Origin of the sequence: Aneurinibacillus terranovensis DSM 18919 (assembly GCF_000430625.1) — a bacterium.
GTDB classification, from domain to species: Bacteria; Bacillota; Bacilli; order Aneurinibacillales; family Aneurinibacillaceae; genus Aneurinibacillus_B; species Aneurinibacillus_B terranovensis.
In genome coordinates this window covers 27191-45115 of sequence record NZ_AUMJ01000050.1, presented here as the reverse complement: position 1 = coordinate 45115, position 17925 = coordinate 27191, and the positions used below count along the sequence as shown (strand labels likewise).

Here is a 17925-nt window from a genome sequence, read left to right as displayed (position 1 = left end):
TATTCCACTGTTTGGCGTTTATATTCTGCATCGTATTGTTTTGTCTTTCTCATGATGGAGACACCTCGATTGTAAGATCATTTTTTATTATACAGGATAGGTGAAATGCAACAAACCCGGCGGCCGCCTACGGCTTCCCCTCGTTCGCCTTCCCTTCGGTCAGGCTCTCTTCGGAGTTACGGTCCTTTTCCACCATTAACGGGAACTACAAGAGGAGCTGTCCTATCCATTTACTGATCTCAAAAATCTGTGTCCACTATTTAGTCTACCATCATATTTCCCACCTACTAAGCTCGTTTTGTATTTGAGATAATCTCCTCAAGATACTAGATGAGGAGGATTTTTTCTATCTTGAAAATATCTCAAAAACATTGTTAAAAAAGACAATACTAAACTAACCCGGTAATTCCTTGTTTTTAAAAAATGGCGGCATTCCATGATGTTTAGCAATTATTACACTGCGGACTCAACGGTAACCTTGTAACCAAGGGATTACAGCTTTTTAATGGATTGTTTAATGACGGTATCTCGTTTCCGTTCCTCGTAATAGGATGCACCAAGTTCGATATATGGTTGTTTACGCATTAAAATATGGAAGACAATCTTTAGTATACTATGGGCAACGGCAACCGCTGCGCGATTCGTACCACGCCTTGCTGCAATTCGACGATATTGACTTGAGAGGTACGTATCCTTCGTTCTTGCTGCCGCTCGGGCAGCTTCGACAAGGGCACTTCGCAGTTCCAGTTTCGGATAGAATTTACTCTGCCGTGCGCCGGCCGACTCCGGGAATGGTATCCAACAGCTCCAGGTCTTCCTCAATAAGGAGCATGCGTGCCTTCACTTCCGCATCCAGTTTTTCGATCTCCTCATCCTGAAAGTCAATGTGGCGTAATTGTGTTTTCAACATGGCTTCTGATGAACACAACCGAAGGTTTTTGCAAGAAGTTGTTCTTGCTCTTGAGTTGGGTACAGACGAAACGTATAGGCTTTGTTTGCCATATCGAATCCCCTCATTTCATCCCTTGATTTTCTATATAGTTTCTTATCTCTTCAATAGGCGAACCGCCTGTTGTAAGTAAGCAGAAACTTCTTGACCAAAAATATTCTTTCCAAAGTTTCCCTTTCACTTGTGGGAAATTCTTTTTGATAAGTCGAGAACTTGCGCTTTTATAAGCATTGATGAACTTTGATAGTTCACTATTCGGTTGCGCTTTGAACAAAATATGTACATGATCAATGTCGTGATTCCATTCGACTAAGGAAATGTTGTAATTTTCACCTAATCGAACAAACATATCTTTTGCATAATCAGATATAGGGTCATCCATCACTTTTTTGCGATATTTCACGACGAGCACAAGATGGTAATACAGTAAGAATACTGAATGATTATTACTATCTAATTTCATTTATATAACACCCTCTCATTTATCTAATACTGATTATATCACGACATAAGAGAAGGAACAATGTTAGGCTGCGTCTAACCGAAATTCATCTCCCACTTTCACTGGTGCTATCGCACCTTCACGTTTAGAAATGGGAGACTTCTTTTGGAAAAATGTTAAAGGGTAAAATACCAGGTGTCAGAAGTATTTTTTTCATGCCCATAAAGTGAAGATGCTTGAAGGGACTGAGAGTCTTTGGTATGAGTACTTGGATTATTATTATCTCATGTGCAAGAAGCAAGAGATGGGGGAAAATTGTTCTATAAGGAATTGCAAAATGATCCCCGTTCCACTGACGAATACATATTTTGAACGATTCAATATTGGGATCGATTGCGTGAATTTGAAGAGATGGAGGTAGTGATGTACATTGACCGTGCTATTAAAGCTGGAAGGCGAAATGATTACTCAGCAATAACAATACTTGGGCAGCATCGGAAGACAAAGCAATGCTAGGTAATTGACGGAAATGTGTATAAGTTGCTTCCTGATGATTTTTTTCAACAGGTTATCAAAAAGTTACTATATATAGTTGTGTCCGCGTTTGGCGGATGTTTCATCCGTATTGATTTTCGTCACGTATGATAAATCCTGCATTGCGATTGCATTGTCCACGTAGTAGTGAAGAATTCGCCATAATCGGGTGTCGTGCTCTCCGACAAACCGGCTAACCGCATTCATCGGCATATCTTTAGACAAAAGCATGATCAGCGCGTCAAAGTGAAGCGTAAAATAATGCTTCGGTTTATTCAATGCCCATGGCACATGCACCCGCATGATTCGGTTGCATGAGTCGCAGTTCGTACGCGGAAGCTCGGCATGGATGTAGCAGGGGTATTCAAAAAAGTTAAGATGCCGCCACTTCCGATCTTTATCTGCGATATCTTTCATTTCGCTGCAAACATATGAAAACACCGTCCTCTACTGGTTCTCTTTATTTCCAGTATTGACGGTTATTTGCTTCCTTAATCATTCATAACAGCGAAGAAACACTAATCCAAACACAACTCCAGCAATGGATTGCAAGTTTACTCAGCTATATCAAGGATTACCTGCCTAATTTGTGCTGCGAAAGTTGAGTTGAGTAATTTATAAAATAATTATTTTTTGTCAGTTTTTCTAACAACATCGGGGACATTGTCTACCAGTTGGCTTATTATTCTTATAAGTCAAACATTGAATACATACGAGGTGAAGAAGGATGGCGGTTGGAAATCACCTATCCATTGTCAATGCTACTAAATTCTATAAGAAGTTCAAAGCCGTTGATGATGTCAATTTAACAGTCGACAAGGGGGAATTTCTGACGATCTTGGGTCCAAGTGGTTCGGGTAAAACGTCCTTGCTGAAATTGATTGCTGGTTTTGAGGAGCTAAGCAGTGGATCAATTCTATTAAACCAGCAGGATATCACGAAAAAGAAAGCTTATGAGCGCGAGATCGGGATGCTGTTTCAAAACTATGCACTGTTTCCACACATGACGGTATTCGAAAATGTCGCCTATCCGCTCCATCTTCGGAAGGTGCCTAAATCCGAAATCGCACACAAGGTGAAGGAGATTTTGAAGTTGGTGCATCTTGAGGATTATGGCTCGAGATACCCGAAACAGTTGAGCGGCGGTCAGCAGCAACGAGTGGCATTAGCTCGAGCGATTGTGTTTAATCCTCCTCTCTTACTGCTTGATGAACCGTTAGGGGCATTGGACAAAAATTTACGTCAGCAGATGCAATTAGAGATTAAACATATTCAAGAAACAGTTGGAATTACAACCATTAGCGTCACGCATGATCAGGAAGAAGCTTTGACGATGTCAGATCGGATTTGTGTTATGAATCACGGTCGAATCGAACAGGTGGATTCGCCAACCAATCTCTATCAACATCCCAAAAATCGATTTGTAGCCGAATTTATCGGGGAAATCAACCTCATTCCTATTCAATATGTGACCGTAGAAAATCAGAAAGCCATCGTCAAGATCCTTCAGGATCAGATGGCCACGGTCGTGGTGCAAGGATGGGAAAAAGAGAAGAAGGTAACATCGTTGCTCCTTGCTCTGCGTCCTGAAAATCTCCAAGTGGCGGGTGAACAAGCTGAATTTGAAAACACCATTCATGCCCAAGTCTATGAAACTATCTATGTCGGTGAGGCCATCAAGGCGAAAGCAAAAACGATGACGGGGCAAGTTATCACCGTCAAAATTCCCGCAACCCAAGCCGACACGGTGTACTGTGGCAAGGAACTACTCCTAGGCTGGAACAGCAAAGACGCCACCTTGATTCCGGAGGAAGTCAGCGCATAACCGTATTTTCCATACCAAAGTATGGTTTGAAATCAATACATAAAACGGGGAGATTAACATGTTAAAAAAACTAGGTATCGCATCTACCAACTTGCTTCTCGCTTTAAGTCTGACGGCTTGTGGAGGAAGTGTCAACAGCGGTGGTGGTGACAAAGCTGCACCAGCATCGAGTTCCAATGCAAAAACTAGCGCTCAAGCAAAAGAACTGGTCATTGTGGATTGGGGCGGAGCCATCACAGATGCTCATAAAAAGGCCATTTTCGAGCCCTTTGAAAAACAAAATAATGTCAAGATTACGGTCGTTTCTCCAACGGACTATGGGAAGTTTAAAGCGATGGTACAGAGTGGAAATGTGGACTGGGATATTGTGGACGTGGACAGCGATTTCGTCATACGTGGTGGAAAAGATGGATTATTAGAAAAACTGGACTACAATGTAATCAACAAAGATGGCGTCCGTCCTGAGCTTGTCCATGAGTATGGAATTGGTGCAGAGCTGTTCTCCACGGCTATTTCTTATAATACAGACACGTTCTCCGGGGATAATCATCCTAAGAATTGGAAAGATTTTTGGGATACGCAGAAGTTCCCTGGGGCCCGATCCCTTTGGAAATATCCAACTGGTACGCTTGAAGCCGCTTTGCTGGCTGATGGGGTAGATCCTCAGAAGCTATATCCGCTAGATGTGGATCGTGCCTTTAAGAGTCTGGATAAGATCAAAAAAGATGTGAAGGTGTGGTGGAATGCGGGCGCCCAACCTCCGCAGCTGCTGGCAAATGGGGAAGTCAAGCTGGCCGAAGCATGGAATGGACGGGTGTCCGCAGCAAAAGCGAAAGGCGCTCCGGAGGATGTGGAATTTAACCAAGGGCTGATTATGGGGGATTCTTGGGTTGTTCCAAAAGGGGCACCGCATAAAGATTTAGCAATGAAGTTTATCGCCTTTGCCGTCGAAGCGAAACAGCAAGCGGCTTTCTCTTCTTACATCGACTACGCACCTACCAACACGAAAGCCCTAGCGTTGATGTCGGATGACGTGAAGAAACGTTTAGGTCAATCGGAAGACAGGGCCAAGGGACAAGTGTTTGTGAATATCAATTGGTGGGTGGATAATTTTGATAAAGTCAATGAGCGTTTTGAGAAGTGGCTACTGCAGTAAACAAGGAGGAAGGGTATGACCGAAGTTAAAAAGGAATCCTGGGTGCCTGTGAAAAGGGTACCCAGTGTTTACCAATTGGTTGGTTTACCAGGACTCAAATGGATGTTGCTTGTTGTTCCATTAGCGTATGTGTTGATCCTCATGGTCTTTTCGATGCTCGATCTATTCAAACTGAGTATTTGGGATAAGCACGGCTTTACCTTGGAATATCTGACGCGCATCTTTTCTACGCCGGTTTATCTGCAGGTCTTGTGGCTGACGCTAAAGATCGCCTTTCTAGTGACGGTCGCCTCGATGGTTCTGGCCTACCCGATCTCGTATTTACTCGTGAAAATCGAATCGAAAACATGGAAAAGCATCATTTTGGGTGCGGTGCTCATCCCCTTTTGGATCAGCCTGCTCGTTCGTACCTTCGCCTGGACCATCCTGCTGCAGGATGAAGGGGTCATTAATAAATTCCTGTTAGCCATCGGGCTAACTCATAAACCGCTGCCTCTTTTATATAACACCACGGGTGTTGTGATCGGGATGACCCATGTTCTTCTCCCTTATATGGTGCTTAGTCTGTACTCCGTGATGGAAGGAATCGATCAGCGACTTGTGCAAGCGGCTCAGGGGATGGGGGCACGTCCATGGAAAGCGTTTTGCCAGGTCTTTCTTCCGCTCTCGGTTCCAGGCGTGCTATCTGGATCCTTACTCGTGTTTGTGCTTGGTCTTGGTTATTTTATCACCCCAGCTTTACTTGGAGGATCAAATAATATGATGGTTTCTATGCTGATTCAAGACAATGTCACTACCACACTGAATTGGAATCTCGCATCGGCCATCGCCTTGGTGCTGTTTATTGTAACGCTATTGTTGCTGTTTCTCGCGTTTTTGCTGACCCGAAATAATCCGATGCTGAAGGGGGACATGTAGGATGTGGCTGAAGATGGTTGTTGCAATCATTCTCGTTGTATTAGTGGCCCCGATACTTGTCGTCATCCCACTGTCCTTCACTTCTGCTAGCTTTTTTGACTTTCCACCTCCCGGTTATTCCATAACGTGGTATGTTAGCTTTTTGGAAAACCAGGATTGGATCGATGGATTGTTTCGCAGTCTGAACGTGGCGATGTGGACGGCCGTGGTTTCCACCCTGCTTGGTACGATGGCATCTGTGACCGCTACACGATTACATTTCTGGGGGAAAAGGGTATTCATGTCCTTAATGGTGGCCCCGATGATTATTCCGGTGATCATTGTTGGTATCGCGCTTTATCACTCCTTTTCTAAGATGCACTTAAACAATAGCTTACTAGGTTTAGTGCTGGCTCATTCGATTCTAGCTATACCTATTGTTTTTGTTACCGTAACGGCTAGCTTAAAAGGGGTTGACCGAAACCTCGAGATGGCAGCGATGAGTCTAGGTTCCACACCGCTTGGAGCCTTTTTTAAAGTGACCTTGCCCTTGATCAAGGCCGCAGTCCTATCTGGATGTCTGTTTGCGTTTATTACCTCACTCGATGAAGTCGTTGTGACCCTCTTTTTAGCCGGAGCGACCAGCAAGACCCTACCCATTGTGATGTGGGAGAATCTGCGCACGCAAGTTGATCCGACCATCGCAGCTGTAGCTACTATCATCATCGTTGGTACCATCGCCTTGTTTTTACTGCAGGCGTGGGCTACCTCCCGTGCTTCCCGTCTAAAGGAGAATCTTTGAGTTTTCAAATTCAACTTCTTGGCTTCGGACAAGGACAGGCTTTTGCCTGTTCAATTGTCCGACGATATGCTAATCTACAAGTAAGAATCTTGTGCGTGTTCTTTGACAATCAAACATATGGGGTGGTGGCAAATCATGTGTTGCCATGTAAAATGTTTGCACCGTCACTTTGGTCATAGGCGAAATCCAAGCTTACTATGACCATTCCAACGTACAAACGATTTCTACTAACCGTTGGAACAACGGGGTTAGCTCAATCAATTTATCTGCGTTGGCAGATATTACTTGAGAAGCCCTCACTTCAAGCGTTAGCTAAGTGGGGGGGAGTTCACTTAGAACACTCATACGGTTCCCCCCTTAATACAAAATACTTTATCCATTCCTAAAACCTCCTTTTCGTTATACAACACTTATTGTAAAGATTAACGCAACGTAAAGGTCAACAATGAATATTAGATTGGAACCGCGTAAACAATATGAAACAGTTTATTTACTTGGCGGTGTTTGGTGATGTACTGGTTTTGTTCAAACCAATCAAGTATATTAGTTAAAATAGCAGGGTGTCCGTTCTCGATAAGTTCAATGGTAGTTGATTGCCCATTACTTTTTAAATTTTCTGCGTACTCTGCTTGCTTTTGTTTATTTTCAAACATGATATCCGTAATACATATCCTCCCGTGAGGCTTTAACACCCTGCGCATTTCTCCTAACGCCAATAACTTCTGCTCATCGGTTAAATAGTGAAAAGCAAAGCTTGTAACTACAAAATCAAATGAACTATCAGCATAAGGAATCGACAAAAAGTTTGAGTGGTTTTGTTTTAGAAGCTGAATCATCCGGTCAGTTGTTTCAATAACTTGTTTCAGTATAAAAACGAATAGCCCGTGGTGATATTTTTAACTTGTTTGCGACTTCCCTGATTTTTATTAGATCCTCTCTTCCTTCCTCTATATTCTAAACATTAATGTAACGCAAAAGTACGGTCTGGTCTTCCTTAACCATTAATGGCATGTTTCTAAAATAACCAAGTAATTATTTTAAGTTATCGACAATAAAAAAAATGTTGTAAAAAAACTATATCTCGTTTATTATATACCTACCGGGGTATAAACCTGATATTTTTTTAACCGTTTAAATACGTATGGGGGTATATGTTGCTCGACACAATACCTTGCCTATATGAAGATTGTAAAACGGTTAGGGAAAGGGGTCTTAAACATGACGAATCAAAAGCAACATGGAGAGGGGTTTTGCAACGTATGAAAACAATTACCGTCGATAAAGTTGTTGATGCAAAAGGTCTTTCCTGCCCTATGCCCATTGTAAGAACCAAAAAAGCCATGGGAGAACTACAGCCGGGGCAAGTAATGGAATTACAGGCAACGGATAAAGGTTCTGTAGCGGATATTCAAGGATGGGCGAAGACTACTGGACATCAATATCTAGGAACAAGAGAAGAAGGAGATGTTTTTAAACATTATTTGCGAAAGGCCAGTACTGAAGAAACAAAAGAAGAAATCAAGTATCCGTATACAATTACAACGGAAGAGCTACAAAAACGAATCGAACATAGAGAAAAAATAACGGTGGTAGATGTCCGTGAGCCAGCGGAATATGCTTTTGGTCGAATCCCCGGTGCAAAGTCTATTCCGTTAGGGGAATTGGAGTCACGTTTTAATGAATTGAATCCGGAAGATGAAATATATGTAGTGTGTAGGACAGGAAATCGTAGTGATTATGCCGCTCGTACGTTGAATGAGAAGGGATTTAAGAACGTAAATAATGTAATAGCTGGAATGGCTGAATGGAAAGGCGAAATTGAAAAAGATTAATTTTTATTTAAGGAGGAATCGCCCATGGCAAACAAAGTAGCCATTATTGCAAGTAACGGAGGCTTGTTCGACGCATATAAAGTGTTTAATATCGCAACTGCTGCGGTAGCGATCGATGCCGAAGTTGCCATTTTCTTCACTTTTGAAGGTTTGCATCTTATTCATAAGCAAGCATATCAACAACTTCCAATGCCTGCCGGAAAAGAATATTTCGCTGAAGGTTTCAAAGCCGCAAATGTACCGTCTATTCCTGATTTGGTGAAAATGGCACAAGAAATGGGTGTAAAAATCATTGCGTGCCAGATGACAATGGATGTCATGAACCTTAAAAAAGAGGATTTTATTGATGGAATAGATGTCGGTGGAGCTGTTACTTTTTTAGACTTTGCAAAAGATGCAAATATTACTTTAACCTTCTAAAGAAAGGAGTGGAGGGAGATGGAAGCTAACGTTCAAACTCATCTGAAACCTATGACATCCGAAGAGGTTACGCAAATTGTAAAAAATAAAGAACCTTTGTTTATCCTTGACGTTCGGAATCAACGTGAATTTGAGGATTGGAAAATAGAAGGAAAAAGTATTGAAATCACCAATATCCCTTACTTTGACTTGTTAGATGGTGTTGACCTTGCTTTAGAAAGAATCTCTCAGGATAAACAACTTTTGGTGGTTTGTGCGAAAGAGGGATCATCCAAATTTGTGGCACAGCAAATTGTAGAAGCTGGTAAAAGCAATGTTTATTACCTGCAAGGTGGAATGAAAGCGTGGAGCGATCATTTACACCAAGTTAAAGTATATGAAGATTCAAAAATGAAAGTGTACCAATTCATCCGTGTAGGTAAAGGATGTTTATCTTATATGATTATTTCCGGAAAAGAAGCATTGGTCGTTGATCCGGCTCGTATGATTGATGCCTACCAACAAGTTGCCCAACAAGAAGGAGTCACCATTACTCATGTGGTGGATTCTCATCTTCATGCGGATCATATTTCTGGCGGAAAAAAACTTGCTGATCAAACTGGTGCGAAGTACTATCTGATGAAAAGTGAAGGTGCCGTGTTTGAACACGAGCCTTTTGAAGAACATGAGCAAATTGTTTTTGAACAGGTTCACCTACAGGTAGTAGCCTTAAAAACACCGGGGCACACACCCGGCAGTGTATCATTTTTCGTTAATGAAAAATTACTTTTCTCTGGTGATACCATCTTTGTTGGTGGGTTAGGCCGTCCGGATTTAGGGGGGAAAGTTCGTGAATGGGCAAAAGACCTGTACGAAACGGTATATGGTAAAGTGGCAAATATAGCTGATGAGGTGATCGTGTTCCCGGCCCATTATGCTGATTTTAATAAAGAAATGAGTCAAGGAGGATATATCGGGGCGACATTAGGTGAAATCCGTAAAAATAATGAAATGATGCACAACAAGCAAGAGCAGGATTTCATTGAAGCCATGGTTCAATCCGCAAATGCTGAAACGCCACCAAACTTTGAAGAAATCGTGGCCATTAACAAAGGCATCCAGGAAGCCGTCGATGAACGCCAACAAGAACTGGAAATCGGGCCGAATCGTTGCGCTATTCATCATACAGCATAAAATAAGGCTGATGACGTAACACCCCATTATTGGGGTGTTCGTTTTATCACTTGTAAACAACACGAACTTCAAGATGGTAATTCGTTTCTTCCGTATAGTGACCGTTTGGGCAAGTCTTAATCAAGCATAGACTATCATTAATACATTTTAATGTATGTTGACTTCAGGTCATTTTTGATCTGCAAATAACTTTTTCAAAAGTGGAATCATACACAACACCTCTTATATCCGATGCGTGACTTAGAATTATTATATCCCATTGTATTTGTTTAGAATATGTGAATTATCATTTTTTATACTCATAAAAAGTACCGTAGAAGGAGGGGAACTAATGGGTTTTTCACTTCTGGTAGTGATGTTTCTAATTGGCTTCATTGGATCATTTTTTTCAGGGTTATTAGGTATAGGTGGGGCAATCATCAATTTTCCTCTTTTATTATATGTTCCTGAGTGGGTTGGTGTTGGTCAATTTACTCCTAAAGAAGTTTCATCTATAAGCATGTTTCAAGTCTTTTTTGCGTCTTTAGCGGGTGTTCTTTCATTCCGTAAACAAAGTAAGATTGGCAAAACAGTTGTCCATAAAGGACTAGTCACCATAATGGGTGTCAGCATCTTAAGCGGAAGTTTAATTGGGGGATTGGGTTCTAAATTTTTACCGAGTGATACGATCAACATTGTTTATGGTGTTTTAGCAGTCCTTGCGGTCATTATGATGCTTATTCCAAGCGGTGGAACTAAAGAAGACATCGATGTTAAACAAGTGGCTTTTAGCAAATCGATAGCCGGAATTTCGGCATTTTTGGTAGGAATTATTTCAGGTATCGTAGGAGCTGGGGGAGCTTTTATTTTGATTCCAATCATGTTAACGGTTCTTAAAATTCCTACACGAATTACGATAGCTTCTTCGTTGGCCATCGTGTTTGCTTCTGCAATGGGAGGAATTATTGGAAAACTGGCTGCCGGACATATTCCGTTTTGGCCAACGGTTTTTACCGTGGTCGGGAGTTTAATTGGTGCAGCGTTAGGTTCTCGTGTAAGCGGTTTGTTAAATGTAAAATTTTTGCGTTTCAGTCTGGCAATTTTAATATCGTTGACTGCGATCAAAATATGGATCAGTATTCTTGGATAAATAATAAATGAAGAGACAACTGATAACATCCGTTATAGTAAACAGCAGAAGCATAAAAAACGCCGTTTTGATTTGAATTTAGCCCAAATCGGCGTTTTTTCTTTTTGGGAAATAACGTGAAAATCACTGTTTACCCCGCCAACATATCCTACGGAACGGCTTGATTAGAAAATAAGGATATGGAAAAAAATAGTGGAAAGGCAGCAGAACGAAAACAGACAACTTGAATTAATGAAAAACGCAGGTATAGACGAACAGGGTATCTTTATCAACAGGCAGATGAGACCTAGATATATACTAGGTTTCATCTTTTTATCCATAATCTTCTGATTAGATATAAAAAAGGAAAATAAAGAGTGATTCAACATAGAACTGTTATTGGTTAGCAAAGATTTCCTACTGGCTGGATTCCTTAATGGTTACCTTGTCTTTCATTGCAGTTTCCATATAATTTTTACCCCATTCATACATAGAATCCAGGACAGGCATCAGGCTTCTTCCGTGCTCTGTCAATGAATATTCCACTTTTGGCGGGACAACAGGGTATACTTCACGGTGGACAATCTGATCTTCTTCCAGTTCCCGCAGGTGATTAACCAGCATTTTGTGTGTAATGTCTGGGATAAGGGCTTTCAATTCGCTGAAACGCTTGGTTCCACTTTTTCCTAAATGCCACAAAATAATCATCTTCCACTTTCCACCGATGATGGAAAGTGTTAATTCTTTTTCACAGTTAAACGTCTTATTAGGAACACGTGCCATTTGTTTCACCTCCATATCCATTGCAACACTTGGTATCATTTATGATGCTATGTGTTTTTTTTATCACTATATGATAATTAAGTGTATACTTACAAAATGATATTATACACGGTATAGTAGTATCTGTACATGCAAAGGGCAACATTAAGAGACATTGCTAGCTGTACAAGTAAAAAAAGGAATCGAACATTTTTCTTCTAGGAGAATGTTTTAAAAAAGGGAGGAATCAAAAGTGGATCCAATGACCTTTGTCTTGTTTGGGGCGACAGGGGATTTAGCAAAAAAGGAAAATTTTCCCTGCTATATATAATTTGTTTCTTGATCAAAAAATGCCTCATTCATTTTCAATTATTGGGATAGGCAGAAGAGAAATGTCTGATGCTGAATTTCAAACCTATGTGGAACAATCATTAAGAACGTTTTCCAGGCGTTCAACAAATGACAGCTATAAAATGGGACAGTTTTTGCACGCGTTTCGGTACCGCTCTTTAGATGTAACGGATACCGAAGGATACAAAAATGCCCTTCAACTGGTCCAACAAAGGGAAAAGGAGCTGAATCTTCCTGAAAATCGGATGTTTTATTTATCCGTTGGGCCAGAGTTTTTTGATGTGATTACGTCGAATATCAAGGAGAGTGGATTAGGCTTTACAAAAGGGTGGAAACGTCTGATTATTGAAAAGCCGTTCGGGCATGATTTGAGGTCAAAAGACCAAAATAAATGAGATGATATTAGCAGTAATAATTTTAATTGAAAAGGGAGATGTTGTATGACGGTTTCTTTTGATTATTCGAATGCATTATCTTTTGTGGAACAGAGTGAAGTCGATTATTTGAGTGAGTTTGTGAAAGTCGCTCACAGTATGCTTCATGAAAAACAGGGACCAGGCTCTGATTTTCTTGGCTGGGTTGATTTACCGCTTTGCTATGATAAAGACGAATTTATGCGAATTAAACAAGCTGCTGAGAGAATCAGGAACAGTTCAGATGCGTTGATTGTTATTGGAATTGGCGGCTCCTATTTAGGTGCACGGGCGGCGATCGAAGCCTTATCCCATACCTTCCATAACCAAATGAACAATACAACACAAATCTATTTTGCTGGCCAGAATATCAGTTCCACCTATATATCCCATTTGTTAGAAGTGATAAAAGACAAAGATATTTCTCTTAATGTCATTTCTAAATCTGGAACAACGACGGAGCCTGCGGTTGCTTTCCGTATTTTCCGTGACTATATGGATAAGAAATATGGAAAAGAGGAAGCGAAAAAGCGTATTTATGTTACCACTGACCAGGCAAAGGGAGCGTTAAAAAAGTTGGCCGATGAAGAAGGATATGAATCCTTTGTGATTCCGGATGACGTGGGCGGAAGATATTCTGTATTGACGGCCGTTGGCCTTTTGCCAATTGCGGCTGCCGGACTTGATATTGACCGGATGATGGAAGGAGCGGCAGAGGCTTGTCGCAAATACAACAACCCGGATCTGTTGAATAATGAATGCTATCAGTATGCTGCGGTACGAAATGCGCTTTACCGTAAAGGGAAGGCCATTGAATTACTTGTTAACTACGAACCGTCGCTTCATTATGTATCCGAATGGTGGAAGCAACTGTTTGGAGAAAGTGAGGGGAAGAACCAGAAGGGTCTTTTCCCTGCATCCGTTGATTTTACAACGGATCTGCATTCCATGGGACAATACGTACAGGAAGGCCGCCGAAATCTTATTGAAACGGTGCTGCAGGTAAAGAAACCTAAAGTTAAGTTGACGATTCAAGAAGATCCGGAAAATATCGATGGATTGAACTTCTTGGCTGGTAAGACGATGGATGAGGTGAACAAGAAAGCCTTTCAAGGTACTCTTTTGGCCCATGTGGATGGGGGAGTCCCTAACTTGCTTGTTGAATTGGATGAAATGAATGAATACACGTTTGGTGAAATGGTGTACTTCTTCGAAAAGGCGTGCGGTATCAGCGGCCATCTGCTTGGCGTCAATCCGTTCGATCAGCCAGGAGTAGAAGCGTATAAGAAGAATATGTTTGCCTTACTTGGCAAGCCAGGCTTTGAAAAAGAAAAAGATGAACTTGAGAAACGTTTATCCAAATAAGCTAGTTAAATTAAATAAGAGGTGATTACAAATGGCACAACAACAAATTGGTGTAATTGGTTTGGCGGTGATGGGGAAAAATCTTGCTCTGAATATTGAAAGCCGGGGCTATTCTGTTTCTGTTTACAACCGTTCATTCGAAAAAACCGAAGAGTTTTTAAAGACGGAAGCGGAAGGGAAAAATTTTGTCGGCACCTCTACGATTGAAGAATTTGTAAATTCACTGGAAAAGCCGCGTAAAATTTTGTTAATGGTAAAAGCGGGCGCGCCAACGGATGCAACGATTGATTCGTTAAAACCTTACCTTGAAAAAGGAGACATTCTTATCGATGGTGGAAATACATTTTTCCAGGACACAATAAGACGCAACAAAGAATTAGAAGCCGCGGGTATTCATTTTATTGGTACAGGTGTTTCAGGCGGCGAAGAAGGTGCATTAAAAGGTCCTTCTATTATGCCGGGCGGTCAAAAAGAAGCGTATGAGCTTGTAGAACCGATTTTAAAGGCGATTTCAGCGAAAGTAAATGGAGACCCTTGCTGTACATATATTGGGCCGAACGGTGCGGGGCATTATGTAAAAATGGTTCATAACGGCATTGAATATGGGGACATGCAGCTCATTTCGGAAGCTTATTTTATTATGAAGCATGTTCTTGGCTTAGGCGCCGGAGAACTTCATGAAGTGTTCGAAGAATGGAATAAAGGTGAATTAGATAGCTATTTGATTGAAATTACAGCAGACATTTTTACAAAGGTAGACGAAGAAACAGGGAAACCGCTCGTTGACGTGATTTTAGACACAGCAGGTCAAAAAGGGACAGGGAAGTGGACCAGCCAAAGTGCGTTGGATTTAGGCGTTCCCCTTCCGATTATTACGGAATCTGTGTTTGCCCGATTTATCTCTGCTATGAAAGAAGAACGTGTAAAAGCAAGCAAGCTTTTAAAGGGACCAGAAAACAAAGCGTTTGAAGGCAATAGAGAAGAGGTAATAGAAGCTGTCCGTAAGGCTTTATATATGAGTAAAATTTGCTCGTATGCCCAGGGTTTCGCACAAATGCGTGCCGCTTCTGAAGAATATAATTGGAATCTGCGTTACGGGGATATCGCCATGATTTTCCGCGGCGGTTGTATCATCCGCGCGCAATTCCTGCAAAAAATTAAGGAGGCTTATGATCGTGATCCTGATTTAGCTAACTTATTGCTAGACCCTTATTTTAAAGAAATCGTGGAGAGTTATCAATCCGCACTACGTGAGGTTGTAGGTCTCGCTATTCAGCGTGGTATTCCAGTGCCATCCTTCTCTAGCGCTCTAGCTTACTATGACAGCTACCGTACAGAAACGTTACCGGCCAATTTGCTGCAGGCGCAGCGAGATTATTTTGGTGCGCACACATACCAACGTGTAGATAAGGAAGGCGTTTTTCATACAGACTGGCTCCGAAAATAAGGTTTTGTTACATGTGAAAATTATTTATAAGGCCCTGTACTTACGGTGCAGGGTTTTCAGTTTATATGCCCGGCATGGAGGAATATATCCTCTACCCACATTACATCTAATGGTATATTTTTTGATACTATATAACTTTTTCATCACTATATGATAATAAAGTGCATACTTACAAAGTGAAATGATACATATTATACTAACAACTGTGTTGGAAATAACAAACACGGGGAATGGTCATACTAATGGCGCTTGAGAAAAAACCAACTTGTCATTAGTGCCAATCCGTTACAGATGGTATTTACATTTTTGGTAGGAGTGGATGAATGTATGGAACTTCAATTAGCGTTAGACCTTGTAAACATCCCAGAAGCGAAGAAGGTGGTAAAAGAGGTTGAAGAATATATTGACATTGTAGAAATTGGTACGCCGGTTGTTATTAATGAAGGTCTTAGGGCAGTAAAAGAGATTAAAGAAGAATTCCCTAATTTAAAAGTGCTGGCAGACCTGAAAATTATGGACGCAGCCGGATATGAAGTGATGAAGGCATCCGAAGCTGGCGCTGATATTATCACGATATTAGGGGCCGCGGAAGACGAGTCAATCAAAGGTGCAGTGGAAGAAGCGAGAAAACAAGGTAAAAAAATCCTGGTTGACATGATTGCTATAAAGGATCTTGAAGGACGGGCGAAAGAGTTGGACGCGCTCGGTGTAGATTATATTTGTGTACACACCGGGTACGACCTTCAGGCGGTCGGGCAAAACTCATTCGAAGATCTTCGGACGATTAAGCGTGCCGTGAAAAATGCAAAAACAGCGATTGCAGGTGGTATTAAATTAGAGACACTGCCAGAAGTGATTAAAGCCAATCCTGACCTTGTCATTGTAGGGGGCGGGATTACCGGACAAGAAGATAAACAAGCGGTAGCTGCCCAAATGCAAAAAATGATTAAACAAGGGTAATGAAAACATGCAGACAACGGGATACTTTACTGAAATTATAAATGAATTACATCGGACCGCCGGTTTGCTAATAAATGAAGAAGCTGAAAAATTGGTCGATGCGATACTCCAGGCAAAGAAAATCTTTGTTGCTGGTGCAGGTCGATCTGAATTAATGTCCAAGGCTTTTGCCATGTGAATGATGCAGATGAGCTTCGATGCGTATAGGGAAAAAAGCAACCATCGTTATTGGGGGTCAATCCATTAGAAAATCGGGTTACCTTGATAAAATCCAGTCCTATTTGCACAAGGCTGGCATAGAAACTCAACTTATTGAAGGTGTTGAAAACGATCCGTCTATCCAAACCGCTCAAAAGGGCGGCAAATCGATTCATTAACCGATTTGCTTCGCCGCTTAAATAAAACGTTGAACCTGCCATTAACGCTCCAGGAATTTGGTGTCAATGAAGCCCAGTTCGAAAAACATTTGGATCAGATGGCAGCAGGAGCGGTCGAGGACCCTTGTACTCCATCCAATCCACGAGAAGTGTCCGTGGAGGAAATGAAACAAATTTACATTGCTGCATTTAAAGGCGAGAAAGCAAACTTTTAGCACATTATTATTACATTATTGAATGAGGGGTTATATTTATGAGTAAAAAAGTACTAATTGTAACAGGAGACGCAGTTGAGGCCCTTGAAGTTTTCTATCCTTATTACCGTTGTTTAGAAGAGGGGTTTGATGTATCTATCGCATCCCCTTCTGTTAAAAAGCTACACACAGTTAGTCATGACTTTATCGAGGGAATGGAGACGTTTGTGGAAAAACCAGCATACGATCTTGAATCTCATGTAGCTTTCGCTGATGTTAATCCTGAACAATATGATGGATTGATTATTCCGGGAGGCCGGGCACCCGAATACATCCGTATGTATGAAGCAGTACCGAAGATTGTCAGCCACTTCTTTGAGAAGAATAAGCCAGTTGGAGCGATTTGTCATGCTGCACAGCTGCTTACGGTGATTCCAGATTTGATGAAGGGCCGAGAGTACACAGCTTATCCTTCTTGTGAGCCAGATGTAAGAGCCTGTGGAGCTACGTATATCAACAAAAACATTCACACCCATCAAAATCTTGTTTCAGGTCAAGCATGGCCGGATTTGCCAGGATTCATGCGTGAATTTATTAACTTACTCAAATAATGGTGAGGTGTCATTACATCCTCTCGTAAATGAAAGCAGCATCCAGATTTCTATTCTGGGCAGCCCGATCCTCTTCAATTGGAGAATCGTAGAGTACAAAAGATTTTACATTTTGATGATTTGATTTTAATTGAACCAAGTGTTCTTTAAAAGCGTGTGTTTTGCTATTGGTTGTTGCATGAATAAAAGTAACCTGACGTTGTGGCTGCTTGTCTACGATGGTATTTAACATGCTGAGTAAAGGGGTAATTCCAATTCCCCCGCTAATGAGTACGACAGGTAAAAGTTATGTAAAAAAGGACACGAT

General features: G+C 41.4%; 20 protein-coding genes and 3 pseudogenes. 16 read left to right on the top strand and 7 right to left on the bottom strand.

What is annotated here, in order from left to right; translation table 11 throughout:
* Positions 1 to 492: 492 nt before the first annotated feature.
* From H525_RS26195 to H525_RS0109510, 4 genes and pseudogenes are all read right to left on the bottom strand, one after another.
* A pseudogene (locus H525_RS26195) lies at positions 493 to 910 on the bottom strand (IS110 family transposase); the annotation flags it as partial.
* Positions 904 to 1002, bottom strand: coding sequence for a helix-turn-helix domain-containing protein (locus H525_RS26190; protein ID WP_425387671.1), 99 nt, complete (start codon positions 1000 to 1002; stop codon positions 904 to 906). The gene H525_RS26190 and the pseudogene H525_RS26195, both read right to left, overlap by 7 nt.
* An 11-nt stretch (positions 1003 to 1013) precedes the next feature.
* Complete coding sequence (gene tnpA, locus H525_RS0109515) at positions 1014 to 1412, bottom strand: IS200/IS605 family transposase (protein ID WP_027416016.1); 399 nt, start codon at positions 1410 to 1412, stop codon at positions 1014 to 1016.
* A gap of 564 nt (positions 1413 to 1976) precedes the next feature.
* Positions 1977 to 2342 (bottom strand): annotated as a pseudogene (locus tag H525_RS0109510) (helix-turn-helix domain-containing protein); the annotation flags it as partial.
* 310 nt (positions 2343 to 2652) lie between these two features.
* On the opposite strand from H525_RS0109510, the gene H525_RS0109505 reads away from it, so the two are divergent.
* The 4 genes from H525_RS0109505 to H525_RS0109490 are packed head-to-tail and all read left to right on the top strand — an operon-like array spanning position 2653 to position 6605.
* Positions 2653 to 3750, top strand: coding sequence for an ABC transporter ATP-binding protein (locus H525_RS0109505; protein WP_027416014.1), 1098 nt, complete (start codon positions 2653 to 2655; stop codon positions 3748 to 3750).
* A gap of 58 nt (positions 3751 to 3808) precedes the next feature.
* Positions 3809 to 4906 carry an ABC transporter substrate-binding protein gene (locus H525_RS0109500; protein WP_027416013.1) on the top strand — a complete coding sequence of 366 codons (1098 nt, stop codon included), beginning with the start codon at positions 3809 to 3811 and terminating at the stop codon, positions 4904 to 4906.
* A gap of 15 nt (positions 4907 to 4921) precedes the next feature.
* Positions 4922 to 5824, top strand: coding sequence for an ABC transporter permease (locus H525_RS0109495; protein WP_027416012.1), 903 nt, complete (start codon positions 4922 to 4924; stop codon positions 5822 to 5824).
* Position 5825: 1 nt separating this feature from the next.
* Positions 5826 to 6605: an ABC transporter permease gene (locus tag H525_RS0109490; RefSeq protein WP_027416011.1), complete on the top strand. Its 780-nt coding sequence runs from the start codon at positions 5826 to 5828 to the stop codon at positions 6603 to 6605.
* Positions 6606 to 7057: 452 nt separating this feature from the next.
* On the opposite strand, the gene H525_RS26180 is transcribed toward H525_RS0109490, so the two are convergent.
* On the bottom strand, positions 7058 to 7441 hold the full coding sequence (locus H525_RS26180) for a class I SAM-dependent methyltransferase (RefSeq protein WP_081413323.1): 384 nt from the start codon (positions 7439 to 7441) through the stop codon (positions 7058 to 7060).
* Positions 7442 to 7864: 423 nt separating this feature from the next.
* Here H525_RS26180 and H525_RS0109480 point away from each other — a divergent pair, with 423 nt between their 5' ends.
* The 4 genes from H525_RS0109480 (at position 7865) to H525_RS0109465 (ending at position 11159) form a co-directional block, all read left to right on the top strand.
* Positions 7865 to 8437, top strand: coding sequence for a sulfurtransferase TusA family protein (locus H525_RS0109480; RefSeq protein ID WP_035100520.1), 573 nt, complete (start codon positions 7865 to 7867; stop codon positions 8435 to 8437).
* Positions 8438 to 8461: 24 nt separating this feature from the next.
* Positions 8462 to 8857: a DsrE/DsrF/DrsH-like family protein gene (locus H525_RS0109475; RefSeq protein WP_027416008.1), complete on the top strand. Its 396-nt coding sequence runs from the start codon at positions 8462 to 8464 to the stop codon at positions 8855 to 8857.
* Positions 8858 to 8875: 18 nt separating this feature from the next.
* The gene (locus H525_RS0109470) at positions 8876 to 10030 is read left to right on the top strand and encodes an MBL fold metallo-hydrolase (RefSeq protein WP_051330929.1); all 1155 of its coding nucleotides are present in this window, start codon (positions 8876 to 8878) and stop codon (positions 10028 to 10030) included.
* Positions 10031 to 10361: 331 nt separating this feature from the next.
* The gene (locus H525_RS0109465; RefSeq protein WP_027416006.1) at positions 10362 to 11159 is read left to right on the top strand and encodes a sulfite exporter TauE/SafE family protein; all 798 of its coding nucleotides are present in this window, start codon (positions 10362 to 10364) and stop codon (positions 11157 to 11159) included.
* 396 nt (positions 11160 to 11555) lie between these two features.
* Here H525_RS0109465 and hxlR read toward each other — a convergent pair whose 3' ends face one another.
* Entirely contained in the window at positions 11556 to 11921 is a 366-nt protein-coding gene (gene hxlR, locus H525_RS0109460; protein WP_027416005.1) for a transcriptional activator HxlR, read from the bottom strand.
* Between the two features lie 232 nt (positions 11922 to 12153).
* On the opposite strand from hxlR, the pseudogene H525_RS0109455 reads away from it, so the two are divergent.
* The 8 genes and pseudogenes from H525_RS0109455 to H525_RS0109420 form a co-directional block, all read left to right on the top strand.
* Positions 12154 to 12634: pseudogene (locus H525_RS0109455) on the top strand (glucose-6-phosphate dehydrogenase); the annotation flags it as partial.
* A 57-nt stretch (positions 12635 to 12691) separates the two neighbouring features.
* Positions 12692 to 14029: a glucose-6-phosphate isomerase gene (locus H525_RS0109450; protein ID WP_027416003.1), complete on the top strand. Its 1338-nt coding sequence runs from the start codon at positions 12692 to 12694 to the stop codon at positions 14027 to 14029.
* Between the two features lie 31 nt (positions 14030 to 14060).
* Positions 14061 to 15476 carry an NADP-dependent phosphogluconate dehydrogenase gene (gene gndA, locus H525_RS0109445; protein WP_027416002.1) on the top strand — a complete coding sequence of 472 codons (1416 nt, stop codon included), beginning with the start codon at positions 14061 to 14063 and terminating at the stop codon, positions 15474 to 15476.
* A gap of 327 nt (positions 15477 to 15803) precedes the next feature.
* Positions 15804 to 16436: a 3-hexulose-6-phosphate synthase gene (gene hxlA, locus H525_RS0109440; RefSeq protein ID WP_027416001.1), complete on the top strand. Its 633-nt coding sequence runs from the start codon at positions 15804 to 15806 to the stop codon at positions 16434 to 16436.
* A 7-nt stretch (positions 16437 to 16443) separates the two neighbouring features.
* Positions 16444 to 16614: a phosphoheptose isomerase family protein gene (locus H525_RS26175; RefSeq protein WP_211236994.1), complete on the top strand. Its 171-nt coding sequence runs from the start codon at positions 16444 to 16446 to the stop codon at positions 16612 to 16614.
* A gap of 19 nt (positions 16615 to 16633) precedes the next feature.
* Positions 16634 to 16813 (top strand): iron-containing alcohol dehydrogenase, encoded by a 180-nt coding sequence (locus H525_RS25500; RefSeq protein WP_027416000.1) that lies wholly within the window; start codon positions 16634 to 16636, stop codon positions 16811 to 16813.
* A 5-nt stretch (positions 16814 to 16818) separates the two neighbouring features.
* Entirely contained in the window at positions 16819 to 17028 is a 210-nt protein-coding gene (locus H525_RS0109425) for an iron-containing alcohol dehydrogenase (protein ID WP_027415999.1), read from the top strand.
* Between the two features lie 38 nt (positions 17029 to 17066).
* Entirely contained in the window at positions 17067 to 17618 is a 552-nt protein-coding gene (locus H525_RS0109420) for a DJ-1/PfpI family protein (RefSeq protein ID WP_027415998.1), read from the top strand.
* Between the two features lie 13 nt (positions 17619 to 17631).
* On the opposite strand, the gene H525_RS0109415 is transcribed toward H525_RS0109420, so the two are convergent.
* On the bottom strand, positions 17632 to 17886 hold the full coding sequence (locus H525_RS0109415) for a hypothetical protein (RefSeq protein WP_281172598.1): 255 nt from the start codon (positions 17884 to 17886) through the stop codon (positions 17632 to 17634).
* Positions 17887 to 17925: the final 39 nt, after the last annotated feature.

What these genes read in the sequence shown, in the direction of transcription:
- H525_RS0109505 (WP_027416014.1), top strand. Translation starts at nt 2,653, where the DNA reads ATGGCGGTTGGAAATCACCTATCCATTGTCAATGCTACTAAATTCTAT.
- gndA (WP_027416002.1), top strand. Translation starts at nt 14,061, where the DNA reads ATGGCACAACAACAAATTGGTGTAATTGGTTTGGCGGTGATGGGGAAA.
- hxlA (WP_027416001.1), top strand. Translation starts at nt 15,804, where the DNA reads ATGGAACTTCAATTAGCGTTAGACCTTGTAAACATCCCAGAAGCGAAG.
- H525_RS26175 (WP_211236994.1), top strand. Translation starts at nt 16,444, where the DNA reads ATGCAGACAACGGGATACTTTACTGAAATTATAAATGAATTACATCGG.
- H525_RS25500 (WP_027416000.1), top strand. Translation starts at nt 16,634, where the DNA reads ATGCGTATAGGGAAAAAAGCAACCATCGTTATTGGGGGTCAATCCATT.
- H525_RS0109470 (WP_051330929.1), top strand. Translation starts at nt 8,876, where the DNA reads ATGGAAGCTAACGTTCAAACTCATCTGAAACCTATGACATCCGAAGAG.
- H525_RS0109500 (WP_027416013.1), top strand. Translation starts at nt 3,809, where the DNA reads ATGTTAAAAAAACTAGGTATCGCATCTACCAACTTGCTTCTCGCTTTA.
- hxlR (WP_027416005.1), bottom strand. Translation starts at nt 11,921, where the DNA reads ATGGCACGTGTTCCTAATAAGACGTTTAACTGTGAAAAAGAATTAACA.
- H525_RS0109450 (WP_027416003.1), top strand. Translation starts at nt 12,692, where the DNA reads ATGACGGTTTCTTTTGATTATTCGAATGCATTATCTTTTGTGGAACAG.
- H525_RS0109465 (WP_027416006.1), top strand. Translation starts at nt 10,362, where the DNA reads ATGGGTTTTTCACTTCTGGTAGTGATGTTTCTAATTGGCTTCATTGGA.
- H525_RS26190 (WP_425387671.1), bottom strand. Translation starts at nt 1,002, where the DNA reads ATGGCAAACAAAGCCTATACGTTTCGTCTGTACCCAACTCAAGAGCAA.
- H525_RS0109490 (WP_027416011.1), top strand. Translation starts at nt 5,826, where the DNA reads ATGTGGCTGAAGATGGTTGTTGCAATCATTCTCGTTGTATTAGTGGCC.
- tnpA (WP_027416016.1), bottom strand. Translation starts at nt 1,412, where the DNA reads ATGAAATTAGATAGTAATAATCATTCAGTATTCTTACTGTATTACCAT.
- H525_RS0109420 (WP_027415998.1), top strand. Translation starts at nt 17,067, where the DNA reads ATGAGTAAAAAAGTACTAATTGTAACAGGAGACGCAGTTGAGGCCCTT.
- H525_RS0109480 (WP_035100520.1), top strand. Translation starts at nt 7,865, where the DNA reads ATGAAAACAATTACCGTCGATAAAGTTGTTGATGCAAAAGGTCTTTCC.
- H525_RS26180 (WP_081413323.1), bottom strand. Translation starts at nt 7,441, where the DNA reads ATGATTCAGCTTCTAAAACAAAACCACTCAAACTTTTTGTCGATTCCT.
- H525_RS0109475 (WP_027416008.1), top strand. Translation starts at nt 8,462, where the DNA reads ATGGCAAACAAAGTAGCCATTATTGCAAGTAACGGAGGCTTGTTCGAC.
- H525_RS0109495 (WP_027416012.1), top strand. Translation starts at nt 4,922, where the DNA reads ATGACCGAAGTTAAAAAGGAATCCTGGGTGCCTGTGAAAAGGGTACCC.